Genomic DNA, 23,223 nt, shown 5'->3' on the forward strand with positions numbered 1-23,223 from the left:
CCATGACTTGTCCGCTTAACGCAGGAATTTTCATTATCCCTTACACTAATAATGTCAATAAAATAAAGGAGGTCTTCTATGAAGAACAAGTTGACAAATTTTATCAGTGAAGTGAGGACTAAAAGCAAAGGGTATTTGCTTAGTTTATCGCTCTTTTTATCAGGAGTCCTGACGAATACCGTCTATGCGGATGATCCTTTTGCCAAAACAGATGCACTAGCTCAACAAGGTATTTCTAAAGTTCAAGGAATTGGTATTGTAACTTTGGGATTAGCCGTTGTTGTCACTGGTTTAATCTACGGTTTCGGTGGTCGTGAAGTTAAAGCTGCAATCAAAAAACACTGGGTAGCAATCGCAGTGGCAATTATTGCTGTTTCTGCTGGTCCAAGTATTGTTGAATGGTGCTTTAACTTTGTGAAAGGTTAAGGTGGTTGCTATGGCATTTATCCCTTTTAAGAAAAGCAATAAATGCTTAGTAACAGATGAACTATTTCTTGAGGTAACTTGGGAAGAAGGGAAATCTCCAGAAGATGATAGCGAGTTGCTTGGCATTATTGAAGGGCTGGATCAACAGTACCTGGACTTTGATCATACAATTGAAGAATCATTGCCTTATGTGACCTTTTATCAAGCAGAATTGCTACTTCAAGCGCTAAAAGATGCTTATGGGCACATGGAATTGAAAAAAGTGGCTATCTGTCATTTGGAGGGTAAAGAGGCTATCTCAGAAGGAGAAGTCTTTGCCAGTCCATTTATCATTGATCAACGGTATCAGAATTTACTCTTACCGCTGATTCAATCTATTATGACAGGTTCAGATTTCCAAACCTATACTTATCAAGAAAAGCGTGAGTATTTTGTTAATCAAATTTACCCAGCTTATAAAGCAAGTCTAGGAATTCAGGAATCAGCCTTACCCCTTTTCCCAGAAGAAGGAGAGCAAGTGTTGGCTCCCTTTACTCAACAGCAACAAGTACCTAATATTAATGTTGGTGCTACTCCACAAGCAGTAGTAAATGTTGCTGATCAGAAATCTCTGAAAAAGGTTTACTTGCTGATGGGGCTTTTAGCAACTTTAGCTATTGGAGGAATCGTTTCATCTGTTATTGCATATACGCAACTAACTAAGCAAAATGAGCAAGTTACTTATCTTTATCAAGAACTGAAGAATACTCAGAATGTCATTAATGAAGAACATCAGATTGATGTGTTCAGTCGTTATTTCTTACCAAATTATTATTCTGGTAAGAAAGAAAATCTTGAGGAATTTCTTTCTGATGGAGATGCCAAATATACTGTTCCCAAAGAAGGAACTTTACAGTCAGTTATTCTTGAACAACTGACCTATGAACCAGAAACTAAAGAATATCAGCCGACTTACGTTCTATCAGTTAAAGAAGGTGATAAAGCTAGAAGTATTCGTTTAAGTTTTACTGCTAAAAAATCTGATTCTGCAAAATATGGTTTTGTTGTGACAACTGAACCTAAAGAAGCAGACTATATCAAATAAAGAAAAGGAAAACAAAGATGATGAAAAAACAATTAGTTACAACATTAACCCTATCAGCTCTTGCACTAGCTCAAGCTGGGTTCGTTTCAGCTGATGAAGTAACGCCCGTTGATCCTTCAGCACCTTCAACTGAAGTTGTGACTCCAGCAGAACCTTCTACTCCAGCGGTTACAACAGATACAACTGTACCAGTAGATACTACGACAGAACAGCCAGCGCCAGTTGATCCAACAACTACTCCTACTACAGAAGTCACTCCGCCGTCAGGTGAACAAGGTAAGGATAGTGCTGGTGACAACTTGGAAGTTACTGATCCAAGTCAAACTGAACAGCCAGCTCCTTCAGGTGAACAAGGTAAAGACAATGCAGGAGAGAACCTAGATGTTCCAGCCGAACAACCAAAGACAACAGACCAAGCTAATCAGCAGGGAGCTTCTCAAGTAGGAACTGTTTCAACTTCCACTGGTCAGGTCGTGCAAAATGTTACGCCTGAAGCACCAGTACAAACCAACACAGGTGCCTCAATTGTTAGCACACAAAATGGTCAAGTAGTACTTGGTGATGGTTCAACTGTAGCTCCTGAGACAATTGGAGCCGTGACAAATGCTGACAAAACGATCACTGTAACAAAGGCGGATGGGACCAAAACTACTCTCCCTGAAACTGGAGAAAAAGCAACGGGGGTACTCAGTGTTATTGGAATGTTACTACTAGGCGTGGTATCCGCTATTATGAAAAAGAAAATGTTATGAAGTGAGAGGGAAGTTTAATGCTATTAGGAATTGTACTTGTTTTCTTGTTACTGACTTTTTTTACCTGGAGTCTAGTACGTGTCGGAGATAAGAAACAGGGTTGATGAAGGAAAGGATTTAACAATGAAAAATACCAAGGTTTTAGGTGTTGTCGCTGTAGGTGTAACTGCTTTAAGTGGTGGAATAGTACATGCAGAAGATTCTGTTCAAACACGAGCAGTCCAAGAAACAGGAACGGTTGATAGTCAATCTATCGAGGTAACGCAAGTAACAGTTGATTCTGCTAAAGCAGCTGCGACTGTTGCTTCGGAACAAGTAAAGGCACAAGAAGAAATTGTATCTCAAATTAGTTCTGACAGTCAAAAAGCACAAGAACAAGAAGTAAAGGCTGAACAAGCTGTACAGTCAGCTGAAAGTGTTGTGAAAGAGGCGACGCCAGAAACTATTTCTCAGACAGAAGATAGCATTAAAGAGACAACTGCTGCTATTACAGGCGTTGATGAGCAGATTGAAGGAGCTCAAGCAACTGTTAAAGATGCAAATGAGGTTATTGAAGCTAATGAAAAAGTAGTCACTGCTAAACAGGCAGCGGTTGTTTCTGCTGAAGGTGAGTTAAACATTGCTCAAGAAAATGAAGCAACTGCTCAGGCTGTATTGGATGGGACTAATGCAGCAGAACTATATCAACGTGCTGAAGAAACTCAAAATGCAGTGAATACAGCTTCCAAAGAAGTTCAAACTGCTGAAAATGAGTTGGAAGTTGCTAAACAGGCTGATGAAAGTCGTTCGCAGTCTATTGAGACAGCTAGTCAGAAAGTAAGTGACCTTGAATCAAAGTTGTCTGCAACTAAAAACAATTTGAATGAAGCGAGTTTACATAAAAATCAAGCAGATAAGGCGGTTGCTGAAGGACAAAAAACACTGACGAAGGCTGAGAATGATGTTGCTGCTATCAATACCATTACTTTGTCATCTGAATACATTAATGCTTTGAGAGACTATTCTTCTAGTGAAATTGGTTCTGATGACTATCATGCTGCTGAAGAAACATTGGCTCGTTTAAGCACAGAGTTACGCAAAGTTAACCAGTTTAAAGCAAATAAAAATGACCTATCAACTGAGACTTATGACCTTAACAACTTGCCAACATCTGTATTAACTGAATTATCTTTATTTACATCTGATTTGTTAAACCAAATTCATCAACAAGTTGGGACTAGTCCAACAGTTGTTACTCCATCATCTATTGCTTTTGCAGATAAGGTGACTGATAAAGCTGTTGAATCAAATTGGGATACTTGGGATCAGTCTCATAATGAAGAAGGCATTACAGCAGTTGCTAAAACTTATCATTTGGTAGCTTCTGATAAAGTTGGAAATTATTATGAAGATTGGGCTGGACTTACAAATATGTCCAATACATCATATACTGTTCCAGATTTAACAGTGTCTCAATTAAAGCAGAAGATTTATGAAAGTCTTTTGATGTTTTTCTTTCCTACAGATGTTAAAGAGTGGCAACATGCGGCTGATTTGGCGGGAACAAAAGTATCTCTTCTAGGATATGAAGGTAAGGTAAAAGAATCCTATGTAGCTGTTGATTTTTCTCGTATTGGTGAACATTCAGGTATTCATTTTATTACGGTAAATGATGTGATGTTAACGTCAAAATCAGATTTTGACACTACTCCTATTTTACAGTCTAAAACACCTGAAGTTATGAAGAGTACGCTTGAGAAAGCAAAATCAAATTTGGTAATTTTGAAAGAGCAACAAGTGAAAGCTCAAAAACTTTTGTCTGATGAACAAGCAAGTTTTGAAGCTCTTACAAGTCAATTGATAGAAGCCAAGGATCAGTTATTGACAGTAAAACAAATACCATTGCAAACACCAGCGGCTCGACAAGTTCTTTCTAGCAGTCAAGAACGTTTGGCAAAAGCTAAAGCTGCGAATGAAAAGGCACAAGCAGATGTTAAACAATTATCAGCTGATATGACTTCAAAGAAAGTAGCTCTTGAGCAAGCTAAACAGGTTGTTAAAGAGAAACAGGATATTTTAACTCAAGCATTGGTTGAGCAACAAATTGCTTTAGCTGCGCTTAAAGATAGTCAGAAGGATTTGGAAGCTAAACAAGCAGTTGTTCAAAATTTGGAAACACAACGTCAACGTTTGAAAGCCAAACTAGAACAGCAACAGGAGCGTTTGCAACAATACAAAAATGCTCCTAAGTTATTAGCTGCAGCTAAGAAGCAGTTAGAAGAGGTAAAAGTTTCTGCTGAGAGATTGAATCAACAACTAGCAATTGAACAAAAACGATTAGATGAGATGAAAAAAGTTGAGACTGAGATAGTTGCACGTTATCAATCCCTATCTTCTCGTTATCAGAAAGTTTTGGAGGCTAAGAAACAAGAAGATTTAGCTCTAAAATATCAGCTGATTGAAAAGCAGGGTAGTGTGCCATCACCTATTTTTGATGAAGCAGGTAAAGTAGTTGATTATGTTGCTTCTGCTTCTCAGTCACAAGTTTTAGCAACAAAAACAGCCCGTATTGCTTCTAGTCAATCAGCTTTAGTATTGCCATCAACAGGTGATGCAACTAGTATTCTGAGAATTCTAGGAGCTATCCTATCTGTATTTGGTTTGGCTGGTATTCGTAAACGTAAAGAATGTTAAATTTATTTATTAAAAAAAATTGACCTGCGATGTCAGAAAACTCAAGCTAGAAAAGGAAGTTTCACATGAATCAGAAAATGGAATTTAAAGGACGCGGTTTTTACCGTAAATCTAAGGCTTATGGACTTGTCTGTGGGATTGCTTTGGCAGGAGCAGTGATGATGGCGAATACTCAAGTATCCGCTGATGAAACAACTGCAACAACGCCAACAGTGACAGTAACAGAAAATCCAGCAACTAATTTAGTTGAAGCTCAATCAGCTTCATCTGTTGAGAACACTCAAACAGCTGCTAATGCTGGTCAACAAACGGGTGAGTTAGTCTCTCCAGTGCCATCAACTGAGCTTGATACGGCTGTTTCAGAAGCACAAGCTGCTGGAGTTGCTGTGACAACTGAAGAAACTGCAACGACTCATGATAGTCTTGCTAGTGCAGAAGCAGATTTGTCTAAACAGACAGCGGAAGTAGTAACTACTACAGAAAAACAGCAAGCAAATACAGAAAGCATTAAAGCTGCTACTGAAAAGAATGCGGAAATTGATGCTCAAAATAAAGCTGAAGCAGAACGTGTTGCTGAAGTGAATAAACAAGGTCAAGCCGCAGTAGATCAACGTAATACTTTAGGTCAAGCGGCAGTAGATAAACGCAATGCAGAAGGTCAAGCTGCTGTTGATGCTCGTAATGCAGCTAATCAAAAGCGTATAGTAGATGATAAACTTGCTGTTGAAGAACGTAACAAACAAGGTCAAGCCGCAGTAGATCAACGTAATGCTCTAGGTCAAGCTGCAGTGGATAAACGCAATGTAGAAGGTGCGGCTGCGGTTGCTGAGGCTAATGAAAAAGACAAGGCTGCTGCTGAAACGATTAATGCTCAGTTGAAGAAAGAGTATGAAGCAGCTTTAGCTGGCGTGAAAGAAATCGAAGCGTTTAATGCAGCAGTTCGAGAACGTAATGCAGCTGCAGAAGCACAAGCCGCTCAAAAGAATGCTGCCTTGAAAGCTGATTATGATAAAAAAGTTGCTGAAATGAAGGCTAAGACTAATCAAGATGGTTATTTAAGTCAGACTGCTGTTCAAGATCTCATTTTTACAAAAGAACCTAATGTCTCTGTCACTATTCAAGGACAGTATGCTAACTTAAGTGTAGCTTCTACAAATGGTGCTGACAAAACAGGTAATATTTTTTATATGAACAGTAGTAATTATCAGGCTTCTGATTTTGTGTCATCACCTGTTTTATCTACTACTCCAAATGAGGGAGCTTCAATTGGGGATTCATATAAGATTTTGATGAAAGCAGGCGAAACGACAACAGTAACTTATGATGGGCTAGAAAATTCTTCTTATCAAGGTAAGAAAATCAGTAAAGTTGTGTATGCTTTTACACCTCAAAAGAGTAATGATGCTAGTGGTTTAGTGACAGCTTTTATTTTCCGTGATCCGACAGATACCATTAAATTTGGGTCTAATTTGGGTGCAGGTGATTTAGCCTTTGATTTTGTAGCTAAGTATTATTATGAAGATGGTAGTATAGTTGACTTTACTGGTGGTAGTGCTTTGATTTCTCTATCATCTCTCAATGCTTCTGATAGTACTACAGGAATCGCAGGTAGTAGTGATGCTCAAGCGGCGTCTAAATATTATGAATTTGTGTCGAATACAAATGGGGAATTTATTAAAATCACAGGTTCTACTATTGATAACTATAGTGGTATTATTCATTCGTTGACAAATAACAATGCAGATGGAAGTTGGGACACTCCGACATCAAACAAAGCTTATATTGGTGCTGGTGCTCTAAAATTAACGGGTACAGAGATTAAATTAAGTTTTGGCTCTACAAGTGAAGCTAATCAGTGGTTTGCTTTTAACTCTTCTATTAAAGCTCCAACGCTTCCAGCTAAGCCACAACCACAAAAAGTGACTTACGAAAAAGAAAAAGAGGTACCAACAACACCCGTTGAACCTAAATATGTGACACCTGAGGTTAAAACTTTTACGCCAGAAACGTTTACTCCAGAGGTTTTCACTCCTGAAAAACCATCAACAGAAGAATTTAAACCAGAAACGTTCACCCCAGAAACCTTTACGCCAGAAAAATATACACCAGTGACACCAACGGTTTTACCACATGTTCAAGTACCTGAAAAAATTCAGTATAAGGTAGCTGTTCATCCAGTTAAGGTTAAACAAACACCAGTTAATGTTAAGGATGTGGTTGATACAGATGGTGTAAGTACTGACGGTCAGTTAGTTCCAAAAGGTTCTATTCAAACTTGGACACTGACCAATGCTAATCTTAAAGCTGGACGAGAAGAAGTAACGTCTTACGTGATGGACGATCCATTCCCAGCTGATTTTGAAATTGATCGTGAAGCGACTGCTGCTAAAAATGATGCTTATCTACTTTCTTATGATGAAAATGGTAAGGTTCAATTAGTTGCAACACAAGCGACATTGAATAGTTTTAATGCTAATCGTGACCAAGATGTTGTTGTTCCTGTCGCTTATTTTGTTGGTCGTCCATTAAATGATGGTGGTACTTATCAAAATACTTTCACAACAACAATTCAGACACCAACTGGTGAGTTTAAGGTGGTATCTAACACACCTGTTATCTATACACCAGGTAATGATCCTAAAACACCTCGTGACCGTGGTGGAGAAAATCCGACACCGCATGATAATCTGATTCAGCCTGAAAAACACAATTATAATGAACAAGGGACATTGATTGATGGTAAAGTTGTATTTCCTAATCAGGTGAACGCTTATGTGGCTAAATGGGATATGGATCAATATAAAGGAATAACAGCTTCGGCTGGGGCAATTGCTCAAGGTTTTGCCTATATTGATGATTATCAAGATGATGCTCTTGTTGCTCAAGAAGGTCAGTTTACAATTACTGATGCAGCAGGTAAGACAGTTAATGGGTTGACAATGTATCATGTGCTTTCTACTGAGACAGCTTCAGAAGCAATTAAAGCAATGGTAAAAGCATCTGGTGTTTCACCAGTGGGTGCTTTCTATATGTGGGTTGCTGATAAGCCAGAAGAATTCTATAGTGTTTATGTTAAAACTGGAACAAATCTTTACTTCCATTTGCCAATGACAATTAAGGAAGGCTTTACAGGTAAGTATACTAATAAGACGTTCCAAATTGATTTTGGCAATGGCTATTATAGCAATGTAGTAGAAAATGAAGTGCCTACATTTGAGACAACTAAGAAAGTTACAGTGGATGGTAAAGATGTCAATGGTCAAGAAATTGCCTTGAATCAAACCTTTACTTACGAATTGAATCATGTCTTAGTGCCTGCTAATCGTGCTGAAAAACTCTTCCAGTATGATTTCAAAGATGATTATGATGAAACGGGAGATAAATACACTGGTCATTATCATGTTTCAGCTAAAGTTGACTTTACTTATACAGATAAAGATGGCAACTTAGTAGCTGTTAAAGCTGGAGATGATTTAACAGATTTCACAACATTGGTTGATAAAGATGGTCAATTGTTGATTAGCTTTGATAAAGCTTTCCTTGAAAGTATCTCTGATGATAGTGCTTTCCAAGCAAGCGCTTATCCAGAATTTGAGCGTATCGCTTCAGGAACTTTTGAAAATACTTTTGTGGGTATTATCAATGGTAATGAAGTGGTGTCAAATATGGTTAAAACAACAACTCCAGAACCAGAAAAACCAAGTGAACCAACATCGCCAACTCCAAGTATTCCAGTTCAAAAAGCTAATGTGCTTCCATCAACAGGTGAAGCAAGCAGCGCTTTGGGCGTTCTAGGAGCTATCCTATCTGTATTTGGTTTGGCAGGCGTTCGTAAACGTAAAGAAAACTAATCAAATATTTGATTAACTTAATCAATAGAAAGGAAAGAAAATGCAAAGTTTTATTGCTAATGGCCGTGTTTCAGATATTCCATCAGATGCTGTTGGAAAAACCTCTAATGGGCATGTCAGTTTTAAATTTGAATTTGTATGTGACACCAGTCAACAAGATCAAGAAGGTAAGGCTTTACCAGCTTTCTTTCATGTTCAGGTGTATGGTAAACAAGCTGAGTTTATGGCCCAGAGCCTTGTTAAGGGCTCGCCTATCCTAATTAAGGGTGAAATTATTCAACGCCCTTATACGAACAGCCAAGGGCAACGTCGAACCTATCAATTTATTGCTCCAGCCTTACAAGGTGGGATTACTTTCTTAGAAAATAAAGAAGCTGCCAATAGACGAAAACAGGAGCAACTCAACATGCAGAAGCAACCAGCAGATCATGATCCATTTGGTGGAAATGAAAATCAAAATATTCTACCAAATGACTCTTATCCAACACCGATAGATGCTGATGAACCCTTCTAGATAATAGAAAAAGGCGTGAGGGAGAACCTCATGCCTTATTTTATAGAATCATCATCAGTTCAAAAATAGCACGTGGAATAATCGCACGTGCTATTTCTGGTTAGGGCTTTGCGCCTCTGATAGTATATCATAAGGTGTGCTGAGAAGGCAATTCTGAGTCATTTTCAGGTGATTTTATAGGTAATCGTCCATGAAAACTTCTTAAAATGAGCTATAAAAAGTTATATAACTTTTTGTCTACTGTTTAGACTTGTCCCCTTAACGCAGGAATTTTCATTATCCCTTATTCTAGGAGTGTATTAAAAACTAGAAGGGATAACTTTGCTTATGGTAAAACAACAAACAGATTATCAATCTGATGATTTAATGGCAGATTCCCTTCAGATAGAAAATTATCTGAAGCAAGGAAGAAGCTGCCACTTATGTACAGTTCATCTGGGAATTGAAGATGGTATTAGTTCTTACCTGGAACGCTACCAGCTTGCTTCACCTCAACAGAAATTTAAGATTTTTCTTTTTTCTACTTTCTATGGTGAGAAGATCAAGCGATTTTTAGAAGAAATTCGAGGTAAGCAGTATGTTTAGTTGGATAGAAGCCATTTATTACACGCTTATTCAATTAGCCAAAGTCAGTAGGTTCAATGCTTTTCTCCTAGTAAGTTTTGTAGGATATCTGGGTTACCAAGGGATAAAAGTTGTGAGAGAACCACTTAGAAATCTTTTCCAGTTGATAATAGGCTTGATAGATGATAGAGAACGTTTCATAAATAGGAGTACAGAATTAGCTCATATCTTGAAGAACCGTCATGAAATTGACTGGAAGTCAGCTGGTAAAGTTAAGAGTAAACAGTTCTGGAATCTTACGAAGCAACTTATGACAGTTGTTCCTTCATTTTTATTCTTGCTGATTGGTAACCTTCTCTTCCGTCTTATCTATAGATTGCCCTTTGTGAAGCAAGACAGAAAGCGATTTGACAAGGAAATGAAGCCTCTGCTCTACTTCAAAAACTACCGTAGTTTTGTATTCATGGGTTTGGGCTTCAGTTTTATTGCTTTAATTTTGACGAACTATTTGGTAACTGTTTTAAGGGCAGCTATCCGCTTCCTTTATTTCTCACTCATAACATTGAGGGATAGCAGCCAAGTTGTCGTCTTTAATGTTGATAGCTTACTGATTCAGAATTTATTTAATGCTAGAGTATTTCTGGTAGCACCGATTCTAGCAGTACCAATTTTTATCATTGGTTTAATTATTGCTTGGCGCTCTGCATGGGTCAACTTCGAACAATACCGTGACTATAACCATAATGAAGAAGGTGATGACCGCTTTGCGACAGTCAAGGAAATTCACCAACAGTATAAGAAAGTTCCCAATAAAACAGCAACTTATCCAGGTGAAGGTGGTGTACCAGTCCTACATGAGACGAGAACGAATCTTACAGGTTTAACATTAGGTTCTCAAATGCTTTGGCAAAACCGCACTTTTAGCCGATATCTGACGAATGCTGAAAGAGTCTTAGGGATTTATGCGAAAGCTTCAGGTGATTATTACATCGATGACAGCACCACTAATATGCTTGGTATTGGTATGACACGTTCTGGTAAAGGTGAAGGGCATATTACAACGACTATTGATATCAATAGTCGTGCTGAAATTCAGCCATCAATGGCTATAGGTGATCCGAAAGGTGAACATTATCAATCATCTTACAAGACCATGCGCCGACGTGGTTATGACGTTAATGTCCTTTCTTTCCAAAATATGGACTGGTCAATGTCCTATAATCCTTTGGCACTTGCGATTGATGCCGCCAAAAAGGGGTACTATGAAAAGACACAGACACGTGTCAATGCAGTTGCGGAAGCAATCTATCGTAAAACTAAGCCAGGTGTTGGTAATGGGAACGCTAAGTATTGGGAAGACACTTCTATTTCCCTCTTTAATGCGATTGCTATGGCTTTGATTGACCGAGCTAATGAAACCTTCAAAAATGGTGAAATGGATGCCTGGGACACGGTTACAGTCCGTAATATTGCTAAGTTCTTGACCGATTTAGGTTCAGAAGAAGTTTTTGTCAATGATTATGGAGATATTATTGAGAATCCAGACCGTGACCAGCAGGTTAAGAAGAAATCTAAAATCACGGTGTATTTTGATAATCTGCGAAAGATTAATCAGGAGACTTTCTCTAAATTCAGAGATATGGCTGATCTGAACTTCAGATCATCTGACTTTGCTTCAGAAGAAACTAAAGGAAATGTCTTCTCTAGCATGATGTCAGGTATTAACCTCTTCTTGCAAGATAATATTGCTAAGCTAACTTCTAAAAACTCGATTGATTTGGAGTCAGTCGGTTTCCCACGTCGTTTATCTATCAAGTTCCGCTCAAGCTCAACTGCTGCTATGCGTAACGAGTATGCTCATAAGACAGCTAAAATCACTATTACTAGTCAGACAGCTTGGGGTAAAGCTACCAGACAAGTTACTCACGTGAAAGAAGCAACAGCTTTGATCGATGGAGAAGGCTATCTTACTTATGTGATTGAACCTAAGTTGCCTGATCAGTTCCTGGTAACGATTGACTTTGATCACAAAAACAATGGTGCTTCAGCTATTCGTAATAAAACCTTCCAATTTTCAGCTGAAAAAGTCTATAAGAAACATGGTAAGGTCATTGCTTTGGATGAGTACACGAAGAAACCAGTACTGGATCATATTAAGGTTACTGTCCTAAATAAACACGAGGACAATCTTCTTCAGGAAGAAGATATTGACTTAGTATATTCAGATAATCCAAAAGTGATCTACTTAGTAACGCCACCGAACCGAACAGAATATAATAGCATCGTATCTCTGTTCTTGGATCAGTTATTTAATGCTAATTATGAGTTAGCTCTGTCAAATGGTCGTAAGTGTGTTAACCGTATTCTTCATATCTTAGATGAGTTCACCAATATTCCAGCTGTTCCCCATATGGATACTAAAATTTCTATTGGACTTGGCCAGAACATCCTCTATTACCTCTGGATTCAAAACCTGGAACAATTGGTTGATAAGTATGGTGAGAATGTCGCAGCAACCATCCAAGATAACTGTTCGCTTAAAATCTACGTTAAATCTACCTCTAATAAAACTAATGAACGCTTCAGTAAGGATTTAGGAACACGGACAATCACACGTCGCAGACGTTCTAGCAATATTTTAGATGAAGCTAACCCTAACGTGTCTATTGAAAATCCTAAACAAGAGTTGCTGACACCTACTCAATTAGCTAAACTTCAGGAAGGAGAAGCTGTAATCTTACGTGGAGTTAAAGGTCGTGATAATGCAGGTCGTAAAATCACGACAGATCCAATTTTCTTACATGAGAAAACTAGTCTTCCTTATCGATACATGTTCCTTCAAGATGAGTTTGATCACTCAATGACTCTAGCAGATATTCCAGTAGAGAGTGAGCATAGAGAACTTGAACTTCAAGATATAGCTGTAAGTGCTCAAAGTACCTTCAACAAGATTATTGCTTGGCGTATATCTTTTACAGACCGCATGAGGACAAATGGAGAAGTTCCACAGTTGGCTACTAGAAATCAGCACCCTAAGTCTCTTAACCAAGCTCAATTTACTTCTTCAGTTGACTTAACTCAAGCCATCATAGCAGAAGTCTTTGATGATGAAGACGATGATGATATTCTATTTGTAGATGATGTAATATAGATAAAAAGTTATATAACAAAATATATAAACTATTGTTTATCATTTCTATTTCTGATATAATGAAGGCAAATTCAAACAAGGAGAACACGTTGTTATGAAAATGAAAAAATTGTTTAGTCTATTGACGTTAGGGCTTGCGCTTATTCTTCTAGCAGCCTGTGGTCAAAAGTCAGCTGAAGATATTGTCAAAACAGAATTAAAAAACAGTTATACAGGGTACTCAGAAAATTCGGGCGGTGGTTATCCATTTAGGGCTGGTGATGATGTACTAACTTTTAATAAAAAAGATAATTCAATTACCAATAGCTATGGAGATATGAAATATTTTTCGGTCATCTCTGAAAAAGATATTCCTTCAGGAACTCAACGCGTCATTGATGAGCTAGAATCTGAGCTAAAAGGTACTGATAATTTTACAATTATTGTTAGTCGTGAGAAAAATCCAACTAAAAAGGATTCTGAGGGAGCTTATCAAATTGCACTCTCAGATGGAGGAAAGAAAATTCGTATTTTTTATTTAGGACGAGAGCCACGTAGTTTTGGCTACTATGATTTCTCAGGTAAAGCTGAATAGATGAAAGAGCCTCGATTTGAGGCTTTTTTTGATGGCTCCTGTGGTTTGTCCGCTTAACGCAAGAATTTTCATTATCTCTTATCATGAAGGTATCTTATATAGAAAGTAGGTACCTTATGTGAAATATGATACTTATTCCGATTTGGTTAATGCTTTAGAAAAAGGATTTCTAGATGTTAATGGCAAAACCAATGGGAATATTACAGGAGAAAATGCGGAGAAGATGGCCTCCTTTTACAAATACTGGAGTAATTATTTAGACTCAACTCCTGCATTTCTCTCCTTTCTAGCCTATATACCAGGTGCCATAGCTAAAGCCTTATATTCGATTACAGCTAGTCTTGAACACGTCTTTAACAATATGTTTAAGCTCTTTGGATTATTTGGCTACTTAGGCGATAGTAACACGGTTATAGGTCAATTCTTTTATTGGTTTCAGGTGATAGGAGCTACTCTGTTTAGCCTAATTCTGGTTGTTTCAGCGATAACTGGAGTCTTTACGAAACCAGTCAAATATAAAGGGGTGATTACTAATTTCCTTTTAGTGACGATGGTAACGGCAGTCTTGCCATTAGCTTTGACAACTGTTTCTTCTGCCATCGCACAAGATGCTATGAGTATCCAAACGGTATCCAGTGAGGCACCCGATGGCAGCAAGAAGTATTCCTCATTAGCGATACAGCCTATGAAGAACAATATTGTGGATCTTAAAGTACTGATTGATAACGATTTTTCAACAGAACTTTTTCCACTGGATGACTATGGCTATATTAAACCGCCTAAGGAAGGGTCAACACCAGTCAATAATGTTACGGATAGTACTGATAAACGGGATACTTCTGATTTTGCAACACGGATTGATTTTGGTGCAACTTATGGTGCCTCAAACTCAGCCCTGCTTGATGAGTTAGAAGATAAGCAGGAAGGACTGAAGGGACTATTTCTGCACCGATTAAATACTAATCAGACTGGTGTAGAAACGATCACTGAACACCGTATTGTTGGAGAATTAAATGCCTTTGAACCAGTTTATATGCGATATAAGGTCAACTGGATAGGAATGTTCATGCAATACATTATCCTGATTGTCCTCTTAATTTCTATGTCGATCAAGTTGGTTAAATCAGTCTTTGATATTGTGATTGAAGCTATGATTTCACCGCTTCAGGGATATTCTTCCTTGTCTAATTCCAAGAAGTATAAAGAACTTCTACGAACAATAGGAGGTGCTTTTGCAGGTATCTTCTTTGAAGTGGTGATTATGCGTGTGACGTTGGAAATCCTACGTGACTTACCAACGTTATCAGTATCAGCTGTTACAAAATTATCAGGCGGTTTCTTTGATGGTCTTAATATGTGGGAACAATGTCTTGCGGCTTCACTTGTTTATATTGGTGTCTTCTTTGCTGCTATGCAAGGGGTATCAATGATTGAACGTTGGCTTGGCGTTTCTACTGGTCATAGTGATACAGCCCAACAACTGCTTGGAGCGATGATGATGGGTAATGCCTTTGCGACAGGTGCTGGAGCTATCAGTAACGGAGCTATGGCTATGGGAGGCTTTGGACTTGATATGGCTAAGAAAGCTCCTGGAGCAATGGTAGCAGGAAGTAAAGTTCTTGGAAATAGTCTGGCAACAACTGGTGGTGGAATTCGAGGTGCTTTCAATGCTGCTAAAGATCAAGGTGCTTTGAATGCAGTTAAAGGTGGCTTGAGTAACATGTACAGTGCTGCTGACCTTGCAGGTAAAGAGGCTGTCGGTAAAGCGAAAGACTTTGCAGGTGGTATAGCAGATAACTTAGGTCAAAAAGAGCAGGCTGCCCATGATGCTGTTTATAAAGGCATGAAAAATGATGCAATTCCGCCACGTGCAGGATTTGATTCAACAATCAATCCAAATGCAGACTACACCTTAAATCCTTCTGGCCAATACGGAGGAGAAAGCCTATTCTCAGATGACTCAGGTGCATTTGACAATACTGATAGTGGTCCAAGTGGTGGAGGTATTACAGATCCTACAGTGACCCCATCAGAGCCATCAGGAGAAGCATTTGGTGGTATTAGTGAGCCAACTCCATCGCCTGGAGATACTACGCAACCTATGGGAAATACTCCACTTCCAAATGTTACTCCTGATGCACCAAAAAAGCCTGAAGGCTCAACGACTCCTAAACGTAACTTCCAACAATCAATGAACCAAATGCAGTACATGAACCAACAAATGCAACAAGCAGGTCAGCGTATACAAGGACAATCTCATATAAGAGGTGCTGAAATTGATGAAAGTGAAGAGTAAGCTCTATGTGTGATGTTGCAGGTAAGGTTGTTGTGATTACAGGAAGTTTACGACCAATGAGCCGACAAGATGTGATTACCTTTCTGGAGAAAAAGGGAGCAATCGTTCAAGGATATGTCTCTGCTCAAACAAATATTCTTCTTGCAGGTCATAAACAACTAGATCTTTTTGAACCAGATAGACGGTCTAAAAAGTATGAAGCTGCAATATCCAGAATAGCAGAAGGGCAAGAAATCACAATTTTGTCAGAAGAATCATTCTTCAATATGGTTAAGAAGTCTCAATCTTGAGGCTTCTTTTTTATGTAAAAAGATATATAACTTTTTGTATAAAAACGGCTCTTCAGTTTTAGATGATACCATTTGTCCGCTTAACGCAAGAATTGTCATTATCTCTTATGATGGAACTATACAAGAAAGGAGTTAGATAAATGGATGAAAAATACGGTGTTCCACGTGACATCTATGCCAAAGTAAAAATCATAGGACTATTCATGGCTGATATTGTTTTTGTAGGAGGGTCAGCGGTTGCTGCGGTTTCTATTGGAACTAAGATATTCCCAACGAGTCAATGGCCACAGTTACTTGCCTTTATTATTTTGACACCGCTTATGTGTCTCTATCTAGTTTTACCAGCCAATGGCGGAAAGAAAAATTGGCATAGCATGCTTCTCTTTTTCAGGAGACGACGGAAACGTTACATTAGTTTGAATTATCAGAGAGGAGAGAAACGTTAATGGCTATTAAACAAAATCAACCCCAGCCTGAAGTTAAACGACAATTAGGGCGTAAGCAGGAAAAAAAGCACAGTCAAGAATATTTTGACCTTCATTCATGTGTAGAATTGCTTGATGTAAAGTCAATTATTGATAATCGTCAAGCTTACATTCAATTAGTTGATTACGGTTATCTTCAGTTGATGGAAATACCAGGAAAAGACTTAGGATCACTTTCCTATAATGAAATTCGACGAACAATTGATAATTTTGAGAAATGGTTGACTGACTTTAACACTGATATTCAGATTGAAACAACAACCTTGCCAACTAATACAGATACTCAGATTATGGATCTTCGTCATCATTTGAGCCTCGTTCGGCAAGAAAAGGCAAAATTACTACCTAATTCACGTCGGTACTTACAGATTCTTGATCGTGAGGCCTTACTGATCAATGAGATTCAAGTTGAGGAGAGTATTCAACAAGAAATCTATAATACAGAGTTCATTCTGTGGCTCTTTGCCCCAACAACAACAGAGTTAGATGACCTGGTACGTAAGGCTAAGTCTTATGGAAATAATGATTTTGTTCCTCAAGAAATAACCAGGGTTAAGAAAGAACAAATTATCAAGCAATTCAATAACATGAACGAAAAAGTATAGGAGGATAACATGCCAGAACTTTCAAAACGCAGACAAAGACAGTTAAAAGCGCAAGGTTATGATCTTGCTTTTCTCAGTCGCATACAACCACAAGGTAACATTGATTTCAAAAAGGATGACCGCTCATGGATCAGTGGGGACGGTTATCATACAGCACTTCATTATTACGAATACCCCTCAGAAGATTTAGACCGTTTCTGGTTATCAGATTTAATGCTGATTCCAGGCACACGTTCGTTTTTGTCTCTCTATCGAGCAAATAACAAAGAGCTGAAGCAAGAAATCAAAGATGCTATTGAGGAAAAATCAACTCGTATTACTGGAAACAGTAAGATAGTTGATAACCAACAAGAACTAGATGAAATCAAAGACTTAACTCAGCTGGATAGAGACATTACCAAGAAGAATATTGCGATGCTAGGAATGTATGTTCGGAACTACTCTTCTGCCTCTACTAAAGAAGCTCTCTTCAAGCAAGTAGAGGATATTAAAGACAAGACTTCTAACTTTAAGTCAACTATCCTTTCAGGTGAACTTGACTTTGAATATCATGCTCCATTCATACCAGCCCAATATCAAATTGATTTACCCAACCATAGACGAGGTATTCCTATTAGGGCGCATGATTTGGCTGGTGGTTATTTCTTCAATCACACCAAACTAGAAGATTCTAAAGGTGTTTACATGGGATGGACACCCACCAAAGGAGCCGTTAATTTCAACTTTTTGCAACGTGATCAACGTCGAACTCGTTCCTTTATGATTATTTCAGGAAACCCTAAGATGGGGCAGCGTTCTTTTCTGTTGAAGCATACAGATGGCCTTTATGCCAAAGGAAATTATATTCGTAACTTCGATGCAAATGGGACATTTCTCGATCAGACGAGACACCAGCATGGTCTGATTCTTGATTTATCAGGTGAAGCTAACCGTATCAATATTTTCCAAGTGTTCCCAACAGTAACAAATGAAGATGGAACAGAGATTGATAAGAAGAAATCCTATAATCTTCATATTCAGAAGTTAAAGAGCATCTTGAAACTACTTAATAGTGAAGTAACAGGGGATGATTTAACAACCTTCGGTAAGATGCTCAATGAGTTTTATATTGAAGAAGGTTTGTGGGCACGTAATCCTAAGTTGAATCCAGAGAAATTAAAAGCGACTGATTTAGTGAATGAGGAGTACCCAGTCCTAACAGATTTTATCCACTTTGCGGAAGACTATAAGCGTAGTTTATTGGCACAAAGTCAACCAGATGAAATTGAAATTAAATCTGTTAACCGTATTCATAATACCTTTGATGAACTGCTAACAACAAACTCAGAGATCTTTGAAGGCACAACTGAGTTCCAGGATATTTCGTCTGAGCAAGTTGTTACTTTTGACTTCTCAGGCCTAAAAGGAACCCCTCACTTGCTTAATGCACAAATCTTTTCAGTGCTATCCCTGGTTTCAGCTGATATCGTCAATAATGGTAAACGCTGCAAGCAATTATTAAAAGCTAATTCTAATCTAACAGAAATGGATATGGAGCATTATATTGTTAATATCAGTGAAGCTCAAACATTGATCAATCCTAAGTATGAAAGCAGCTTTGAACTACTAGCTGATATGATTGACTCGATGGGAGAGAACTTTGCAGGTGTGGTACTATCGGTTAACTCTCTACGAGGAATTTTATTTGAATCAGGAGCAGGTAGTCATAAAGATCCGTATGTCACAGCTGTTCAGCGTATCTTTGGATTGATGCAGTACCGTGTTTTTGCTCAAACTGATGAAACAAGTATTCCTTTGCTTGCTAATGCCTTGGTAGGCTCTATGAATCAATCAGAGCTGGAAACATTGCCACGCTTAGTAAAAGGGCAATTATTTATGAATATCGCTGGGGTAGGCAACCTGGTCTTTAACCAGCAGTTATTAACGCCAGAAGTGCAGAGATATGGTGGTATTCAGTAGAAATAGAAAGGTGACAGATATGTCAAATAAAAATCCAAATAAACTTGGACCAATTGAAAGACGAAAGCAAGCAATCAATAACTATGTGACCGTACGAAAAATTAAGAGTCAGGAAATTAGAGATTATTTTGCCTCGGATGGTGAGTCTGATCCAGAACGCTTAGCGGCTCAGAAAGTACGTGATCAAGAATTTTTAAGAGGTTTAAGGAAACTTGGTGTTGGTTTCATTGTCTTCTTAGTGTTCTACGCTATTCTAAAGACAATTCTTGGTCTTTGGTAGAAGGGAGAATATGTGAAAAAAGCAGTTCTATTTAAGATACTAGCACCACTTATTTCTCTTGTTTTTCTAATTAGTATTGGTGTAACCATACTAGCAGGTATTTTAGGAGCTGTTAGCAGTTCGCAAACGAATTGTACAACTGAAGTAGCAACTTCTACCTCTACAGATTCCTCTATTTCTTCAGGTGATGGCTCAATTGATTCATTTGTCAAGGAGCACAAAGAGGCTTATATCCTGTCTTGGAAAGCTGGTGGGTTCTTACCGTCTGCATCGATCACGCAGACTATGATTGAAAATGGATTCAATTTCTCTAATCCTAATGGCACCTCGTTTTGGCAAGCACACAATATGGGTGGTGTTAAAACTTCGAGCAAGAGCAACTTCCCTGTTACTCTAGCAACTTATGGTGAAGATAGTGTTGACCTAACAGGAACGAAACCAGGAGCTAATGTAGGAGATGGTACAGGTGGAGCTTACACCTGGTTCTCCAGTTATGATGCTGGCATTGTTGGTAAAGCAGAGTTTATGGCTCACCAAACACTCTATACTAAGGCTATTAACAATACGGATGGCATAGCGACTCTAAGTGCTATTGCAGACGGTGGCTGGGCTACTGACGGTACTTATAAAACTAAGCTTATTGACATGTACAATACGCTTGGCAAAAAGTATGAATGGCTGGATAAGGAAGCTATCAGCTCTCATGGTGATAAACCTTATAAAGCAGTCACAGCTTCAGCTGGAGATACTGGTCCATCTGATACTTTTACAAGCAATAGTAAAGATTGTAGCGATTCTTCTTCAGGTGGTGCCACTGATGGTACAGGAACAGTTCCAGCTGATGCGACAGCCTGGGGATATAGTCCTGATAACTTACCAGAGAGTCTAAAGCAGTATATCATTGATCCTAAATCGCTTGGCATGGCCTATGCAAGCTCTTCTGGATGGTTTAATCCAGGTAGTGATTATTTAGCTGGTCAATGTGTTAATTTGACAATTAGCGTGGGAAACCATCTTTGGGGACATTCAGGGTCGGTTACTGGAAACGGTAAAGACCAAGCAGCAGCATGGGCTAGCATCTTTGGCAATTCTGTCAAAACTACTCCTAAAAAAGGAGCTATCTTTTCTACACAAAACGGAGGTGGTGGTTATGGCCATACTGGTATTGTGTGCCATGTTTTTGAAAATGGTTCAATTTTGATTGTAGAGCAAAATACACCACTTTCAGGGGCAGATTATTTCAAAAAATCTTATACCTGGAACTATCGTATCTGGACACCAGAGCAACAAAAGGCAGAAATTACTACCTTTGCTTATCCAGATGGAAAAGAACCAAAACTTGGAAAGTAAAAGGATAAATCAATGAAAGAATGGATAAAAGTTAATATGATTTATGTTATTGTGGTTGGACTATTGCTTATTTTCTCTGGATTTGCAGTTTATAGAAATCTAACCAGTAGCAAACCACAGGAACCTAAAAGCGAACAGACGGAGACGACAGTGGAGGATGATGTATCACAATCAACTCCAGAAACAGTTGATGAAAAGAACTATCGGACAGCAAAATTGAAGCTAGAACACCCTTATACTGAAGGGAGCGACGGGCATAAGCAACAAGTACTTAAAGCATTTGATGAGGCAACAAACGCTATTAAGAAGGCAGACCATTTATCAAATGTTCGTGGCACACTAGAAAATCATCTTTCTATGAGTCAAGATGGAATGGTTCAAACTTTTGCGATGGCGCTCCTGGTAAATCAATATGAGTATCAATCAGATAAGCTAGAAGTTATGCCATCTGAAAATGAGGACGTTGTTCAATTTCTGATCGTTCTGACAAAGAATGGAGAAGATAATTGTTATTTCGTAGGAAATTTCAATACAACGGTTAACCAAATTCAGTTAAAAGCTTATGTTGGCGGTAATATTGGTGGTACATATGGATAGTAATTAAAGCGATTGATACACAAAAAGTTATATAACTTTTTGTGTATTTTTTATTGACAAAGTTTAGCGTATAAGATAAAATAGAGATATAATAAATTATATAACAATTTATATAACTAATCGTAAGTAAAGGGAGTGTTTTTATGAAGATTCAAACAACAAACCTAGATAAAGGTGGTGGTGGAAAAAGCAGTCATACTTATAACGAAGGAGACTGGCTGTCACGTATCAAAAATAAGCGTGTCCTACTGATTGATGGAGCTAGAGAATGTAACTTAACGCATTCCTTTGATGTCACAAGTGAAAAAACAATCTATGATATTTTTACAACAGGTGAGTATGAAATTTGTCGGATCAATGATAACCTTAGTTTGATTCGTGGAGATGAGCGGCTAACCGATGAACAGTTAGATTTAGCCAGCCGAAATAATAAATACCTTCAACTATTTATGTGGTTCAGTGAGCATTATGAAGAATTGGCAGAACAGTTTGATATTATCCTAATTGATACGCACAATGATGAAAGTCTAGTAACTGCAAACTTCATTGCTGTGTCAGATATTGTTCTAGGAGTAACGGACGCATCGACAAATGGTTTTCGGGCTTGGTTGGCCCTTAAAAAGTTTGTTGATTACATCAAGAGTGAAGCTGTCGAAGTTATCACCAAGAAAAGCTACGTAAAAGCTGAAGCTTATATCATTGGTAATAAAATCGAGTACTACGGTAATAATGTGACGGACACCTGCAAACAATTTTTAGATGTTGTCCAGGAAGATGAAGCTTATCTGGGATCTATTCAGAAAAAAGAGCTGGTGGCTAAAAGTTTAGTGATTAACCAAAGTGTTTTTGAGCAACGTGAGCAAATGACTCCTAAACAAAACCAAGACCATCAGAAATTTTATGATAATATAGAGTATGTCTATGAGAACATTTTAACAGTACTAGAAGGGGAGGATGCTAATGTCTGATAATCGCTTTGCTCAATTAAGAGATAATTTTGAAAAAGAACCACCTAAACGACGAGTTCCAACGTCTCGAACAACAGCAGCACAAAAAGCGCCTGAGAGTTATAATAAGAAAGGGCGTTATCCATTTTCGCTGCATTATGATGTCCGCTATGAGAAGTTAGAGGAGCTTGTCGCATTCCATGGGGCTAAGTCAGCTTCAGATTATCTGGAAAAAATAATTATCCAAGAGTGGGAGAAGATGCAGCGCAAGATCAAGAAAGATAAGGAGTGAGTCAATGGCTTATTTATCAAAACTATCTGATTTAGATCAATCATTGAATGAAAAAACTACAACAATATGGTTTGATCGAAGAAATTCAAGTAGGGAATAATCAACCAAACCGAATTTATTTAACAGATAAGCTCGTTCATTACATGGTTCAAGGAGAAAGATTATGATTATTTTTGTTTCTATCAAAAAGCTTGTTCAGACGTTCTGGTGGTTGATAGCAGCAATAGCGCTGTATATCTTCTATCAGTCTATTGGCTTAAATATGTTCTTCTTGCTAGTTATTGGACTGCTGGCATTGAAGTTTGTTCCTGTCCTAGTGTTACCTATTATCATCATTGCTCTAGGAGTCCATTTCTCAGGTGGCTTTTCGTTCATTGCAGACTTTTTAGAAACAGGAATTGTTATGCTTATAGGCTTTCCTTTTGTCCTCATAACTTGGCTGTTTATTGATGAACAGATAAAACAATGCAAGGAGCTTAAACAGTTAAGAGCTGACATTAAAAAATTAAGAACTAAATAACACAGAAGTATAG

At 38.2% G+C, this 23,223-nt stretch carries 20 protein-coding genes and 1 pseudogene; all 21 read left to right on the top strand.

The window, feature by feature from the left end; genetic code table 11:
* Positions 1–78: 78 nt before the first annotated feature.
* The 21 genes and pseudogenes from A3I7_RS0103880 (at position 79) to A3I7_RS0103975 (ending at position 23,210) form a co-directional block, all read left to right on the top strand.
* On the top strand, positions 79–426 hold the full coding sequence (locus A3I7_RS0103880; protein WP_018375468.1) for a TrbC/VirB2 family protein: 348 nt from the start codon (positions 79–81) through the stop codon (positions 424–426).
* Positions 427–436: 10 nt separating this feature from the next.
* Positions 437–1,510: a hypothetical protein gene (locus tag A3I7_RS0103885; RefSeq protein ID WP_018375469.1), complete on the top strand. Its 1,074-nt coding sequence runs from the start codon at positions 437–439 to the stop codon at positions 1,508–1,510.
* Positions 1,511–1,527: 17 nt separating this feature from the next.
* A complete protein-coding gene (locus A3I7_RS0103890) occupies positions 1,528–2,262 on the top strand; it encodes an LPXTG cell wall anchor domain-containing protein (RefSeq protein ID WP_018375470.1) in 735 nt (244 codons plus the stop codon).
* A 78-nt stretch (positions 2,263–2,340) separates the two neighbouring features.
* Positions 2,341–4,935, top strand: a complete 2,595-nt coding sequence (locus tag A3I7_RS0103895; RefSeq protein WP_156812730.1) for an SEC10/PgrA surface exclusion domain-containing protein — start codon at positions 2,341–2,343, stop codon at positions 4,933–4,935.
* Positions 4,936–5,000: 65 nt separating this feature from the next.
* A complete protein-coding gene (locus A3I7_RS0103900; protein ID WP_018375472.1) occupies positions 5,001–8,786 on the top strand; it encodes an SspB-related isopeptide-forming adhesin in 3,786 nt (1,261 codons plus the stop codon).
* 40 nt (positions 8,787–8,826) lie between these two features.
* Positions 8,827–9,300, top strand: a complete 474-nt coding sequence (locus A3I7_RS0103905; protein WP_018375473.1) for a single-stranded DNA-binding protein — start codon at positions 8,827–8,829, stop codon at positions 9,298–9,300.
* Positions 9,301–9,627: 327 nt separating this feature from the next.
* Positions 9,628–9,885 (top strand): hypothetical protein, encoded by a 258-nt coding sequence (locus A3I7_RS0103910; RefSeq protein WP_018375474.1) that lies wholly within the window; start codon positions 9,628–9,630, stop codon positions 9,883–9,885.
* Positions 9,878–13,015, top strand: coding sequence for a VirD4-like conjugal transfer protein, CD1115 family (locus A3I7_RS0103915; protein ID WP_018375475.1), 3,138 nt, complete (start codon positions 9,878–9,880; stop codon positions 13,013–13,015). The genes A3I7_RS0103910 and A3I7_RS0103915 overlap by 8 nt, the downstream gene beginning before the upstream one ends.
* Before the next feature lie 94 nt (positions 13,016–13,109).
* Positions 13,110–13,589, top strand: a complete 480-nt coding sequence (locus A3I7_RS0103920) for a hypothetical protein (RefSeq protein WP_018375476.1) — start codon at positions 13,110–13,112, stop codon at positions 13,587–13,589.
* A 118-nt stretch (positions 13,590–13,707) separates the two neighbouring features.
* Positions 13,708–15,885 carry a pLS20_p028 family conjugation system transmembrane protein gene (locus tag A3I7_RS0103925; protein ID WP_018375477.1) on the top strand — a complete coding sequence of 726 codons (2,178 nt, stop codon included), beginning with the start codon at positions 13,708–13,710 and terminating at the stop codon, positions 15,883–15,885.
* 5 nt (positions 15,886–15,890) lie between these two features.
* Entirely contained in the window at positions 15,891–16,175 is a 285-nt protein-coding gene (locus A3I7_RS0103930) for a BRCT domain-containing protein (RefSeq protein ID WP_003045958.1), read from the top strand.
* Between the two features lie 140 nt (positions 16,176–16,315).
* Positions 16,316–16,621, top strand: a complete 306-nt coding sequence (locus tag A3I7_RS0103935) for a hypothetical protein (RefSeq protein WP_018375478.1) — start codon at positions 16,316–16,318, stop codon at positions 16,619–16,621.
* The gene (locus tag A3I7_RS0103940) at positions 16,621–17,265 is read left to right on the top strand and encodes a hypothetical protein (protein ID WP_018375479.1); all 645 of its coding nucleotides are present in this window, start codon (positions 16,621–16,623) and stop codon (positions 17,263–17,265) included. Before A3I7_RS0103935 ends, A3I7_RS0103940 begins: the two co-directional genes overlap by 1 nt.
* A 9-nt stretch (positions 17,266–17,274) precedes the next feature.
* Positions 17,275–19,224 (top strand): virulence factor, encoded by a 1,950-nt coding sequence (locus tag A3I7_RS0103945; protein WP_018375480.1) that lies wholly within the window; start codon positions 17,275–17,277, stop codon positions 19,222–19,224.
* 19 nt (positions 19,225–19,243) lie between these two features.
* The gene (locus tag A3I7_RS0103950; RefSeq protein ID WP_018375481.1) at positions 19,244–19,504 is read left to right on the top strand and encodes a hypothetical protein; all 261 of its coding nucleotides are present in this window, start codon (positions 19,244–19,246) and stop codon (positions 19,502–19,504) included.
* Positions 19,505–19,516: 12 nt separating this feature from the next.
* A complete protein-coding gene (locus A3I7_RS0103955) occupies positions 19,517–20,854 on the top strand; it encodes a CHAP domain-containing protein (RefSeq protein ID WP_018375482.1) in 1,338 nt (445 codons plus the stop codon).
* Positions 20,855–20,866: 12 nt separating this feature from the next.
* Positions 20,867–21,451, top strand: coding sequence for a hypothetical protein (locus A3I7_RS0103960; protein ID WP_018375483.1), 585 nt, complete (start codon positions 20,867–20,869; stop codon positions 21,449–21,451).
* Positions 21,452–21,594: 143 nt separating this feature from the next.
* Positions 21,595–22,419: a ParA family protein gene (locus A3I7_RS0103965; RefSeq protein WP_018375484.1), complete on the top strand. Its 825-nt coding sequence runs from the start codon at positions 21,595–21,597 to the stop codon at positions 22,417–22,419.
* Positions 22,412–22,690: a hypothetical protein gene (locus A3I7_RS0103970; protein WP_018375485.1), complete on the top strand. Its 279-nt coding sequence runs from the start codon at positions 22,412–22,414 to the stop codon at positions 22,688–22,690. The genes A3I7_RS0103965 and A3I7_RS0103970 overlap by 8 nt, the downstream gene beginning before the upstream one ends.
* Positions 22,691–22,740: 50 nt before the next feature.
* A pseudogene (locus tag A3I7_RS14475) lies at positions 22,741–22,857 on the top strand (replication initiator protein A); the annotation flags it as partial.
* Entirely contained in the window at positions 22,854–23,210 is a 357-nt protein-coding gene (locus A3I7_RS0103975; RefSeq protein ID WP_018375486.1) for a hypothetical protein, read from the top strand. The pseudogene A3I7_RS14475 and the gene A3I7_RS0103975, both read left to right, overlap by 4 nt.
* Positions 23,211–23,223 lie beyond the last annotated feature (13 nt).

Source organism: Streptococcus orisratti DSM 15617, from assembly GCF_000380105.1.
Taxonomy (GTDB): Bacteria; Bacillota; Bacilli; order Lactobacillales; family Streptococcaceae; genus Streptococcus; species Streptococcus orisratti.

What these genes read in the sequence shown, in the direction of transcription:
- A3I7_RS0103880 (WP_018375468.1), top strand. Translation starts at nt 79, where the DNA reads ATGAAGAACAAGTTGACAAATTTTATCAGTGAAGTGAGGACTAAAAGC.
- A3I7_RS0103885 (WP_018375469.1), top strand. Translation starts at nt 437, where the DNA reads ATGGCATTTATCCCTTTTAAGAAAAGCAATAAATGCTTAGTAACAGAT.
- A3I7_RS0103890 (WP_018375470.1), top strand. Translation starts at nt 1,528, where the DNA reads ATGATGAAAAAACAATTAGTTACAACATTAACCCTATCAGCTCTTGCA.
- A3I7_RS0103900 (WP_018375472.1), top strand. Translation starts at nt 5,001, where the DNA reads ATGAATCAGAAAATGGAATTTAAAGGACGCGGTTTTTACCGTAAATCT.
- A3I7_RS0103905 (WP_018375473.1), top strand. Translation starts at nt 8,827, where the DNA reads ATGCAAAGTTTTATTGCTAATGGCCGTGTTTCAGATATTCCATCAGAT.
- A3I7_RS0103910 (WP_018375474.1), top strand. Translation starts at nt 9,628, where the DNA reads ATGGTAAAACAACAAACAGATTATCAATCTGATGATTTAATGGCAGAT.
- A3I7_RS0103915 (WP_018375475.1), top strand. Translation starts at nt 9,878, where the DNA reads ATGTTTAGTTGGATAGAAGCCATTTATTACACGCTTATTCAATTAGCC.
- A3I7_RS0103920 (WP_018375476.1), top strand. Translation starts at nt 13,110, where the DNA reads ATGAAAATGAAAAAATTGTTTAGTCTATTGACGTTAGGGCTTGCGCTT.
- A3I7_RS0103930 (WP_003045958.1), top strand. Translation starts at nt 15,891, where the DNA reads ATGTGTGATGTTGCAGGTAAGGTTGTTGTGATTACAGGAAGTTTACGA.
- A3I7_RS0103935 (WP_018375478.1), top strand. Translation starts at nt 16,316, where the DNA reads ATGGATGAAAAATACGGTGTTCCACGTGACATCTATGCCAAAGTAAAA.
- A3I7_RS0103940 (WP_018375479.1), top strand. Translation starts at nt 16,621, where the DNA reads ATGGCTATTAAACAAAATCAACCCCAGCCTGAAGTTAAACGACAATTA.
- A3I7_RS0103945 (WP_018375480.1), top strand. Translation starts at nt 17,275, where the DNA reads ATGCCAGAACTTTCAAAACGCAGACAAAGACAGTTAAAAGCGCAAGGT.
- A3I7_RS0103950 (WP_018375481.1), top strand. Translation starts at nt 19,244, where the DNA reads ATGTCAAATAAAAATCCAAATAAACTTGGACCAATTGAAAGACGAAAG.
- A3I7_RS0103960 (WP_018375483.1), top strand. Translation starts at nt 20,867, where the DNA reads ATGAAAGAATGGATAAAAGTTAATATGATTTATGTTATTGTGGTTGGA.
- A3I7_RS0103965 (WP_018375484.1), top strand. Translation starts at nt 21,595, where the DNA reads ATGAAGATTCAAACAACAAACCTAGATAAAGGTGGTGGTGGAAAAAGC.
- A3I7_RS0103970 (WP_018375485.1), top strand. Translation starts at nt 22,412, where the DNA reads ATGTCTGATAATCGCTTTGCTCAATTAAGAGATAATTTTGAAAAAGAA.
- A3I7_RS0103975 (WP_018375486.1), top strand. Translation starts at nt 22,854, where the DNA reads ATGATTATTTTTGTTTCTATCAAAAAGCTTGTTCAGACGTTCTGGTGG.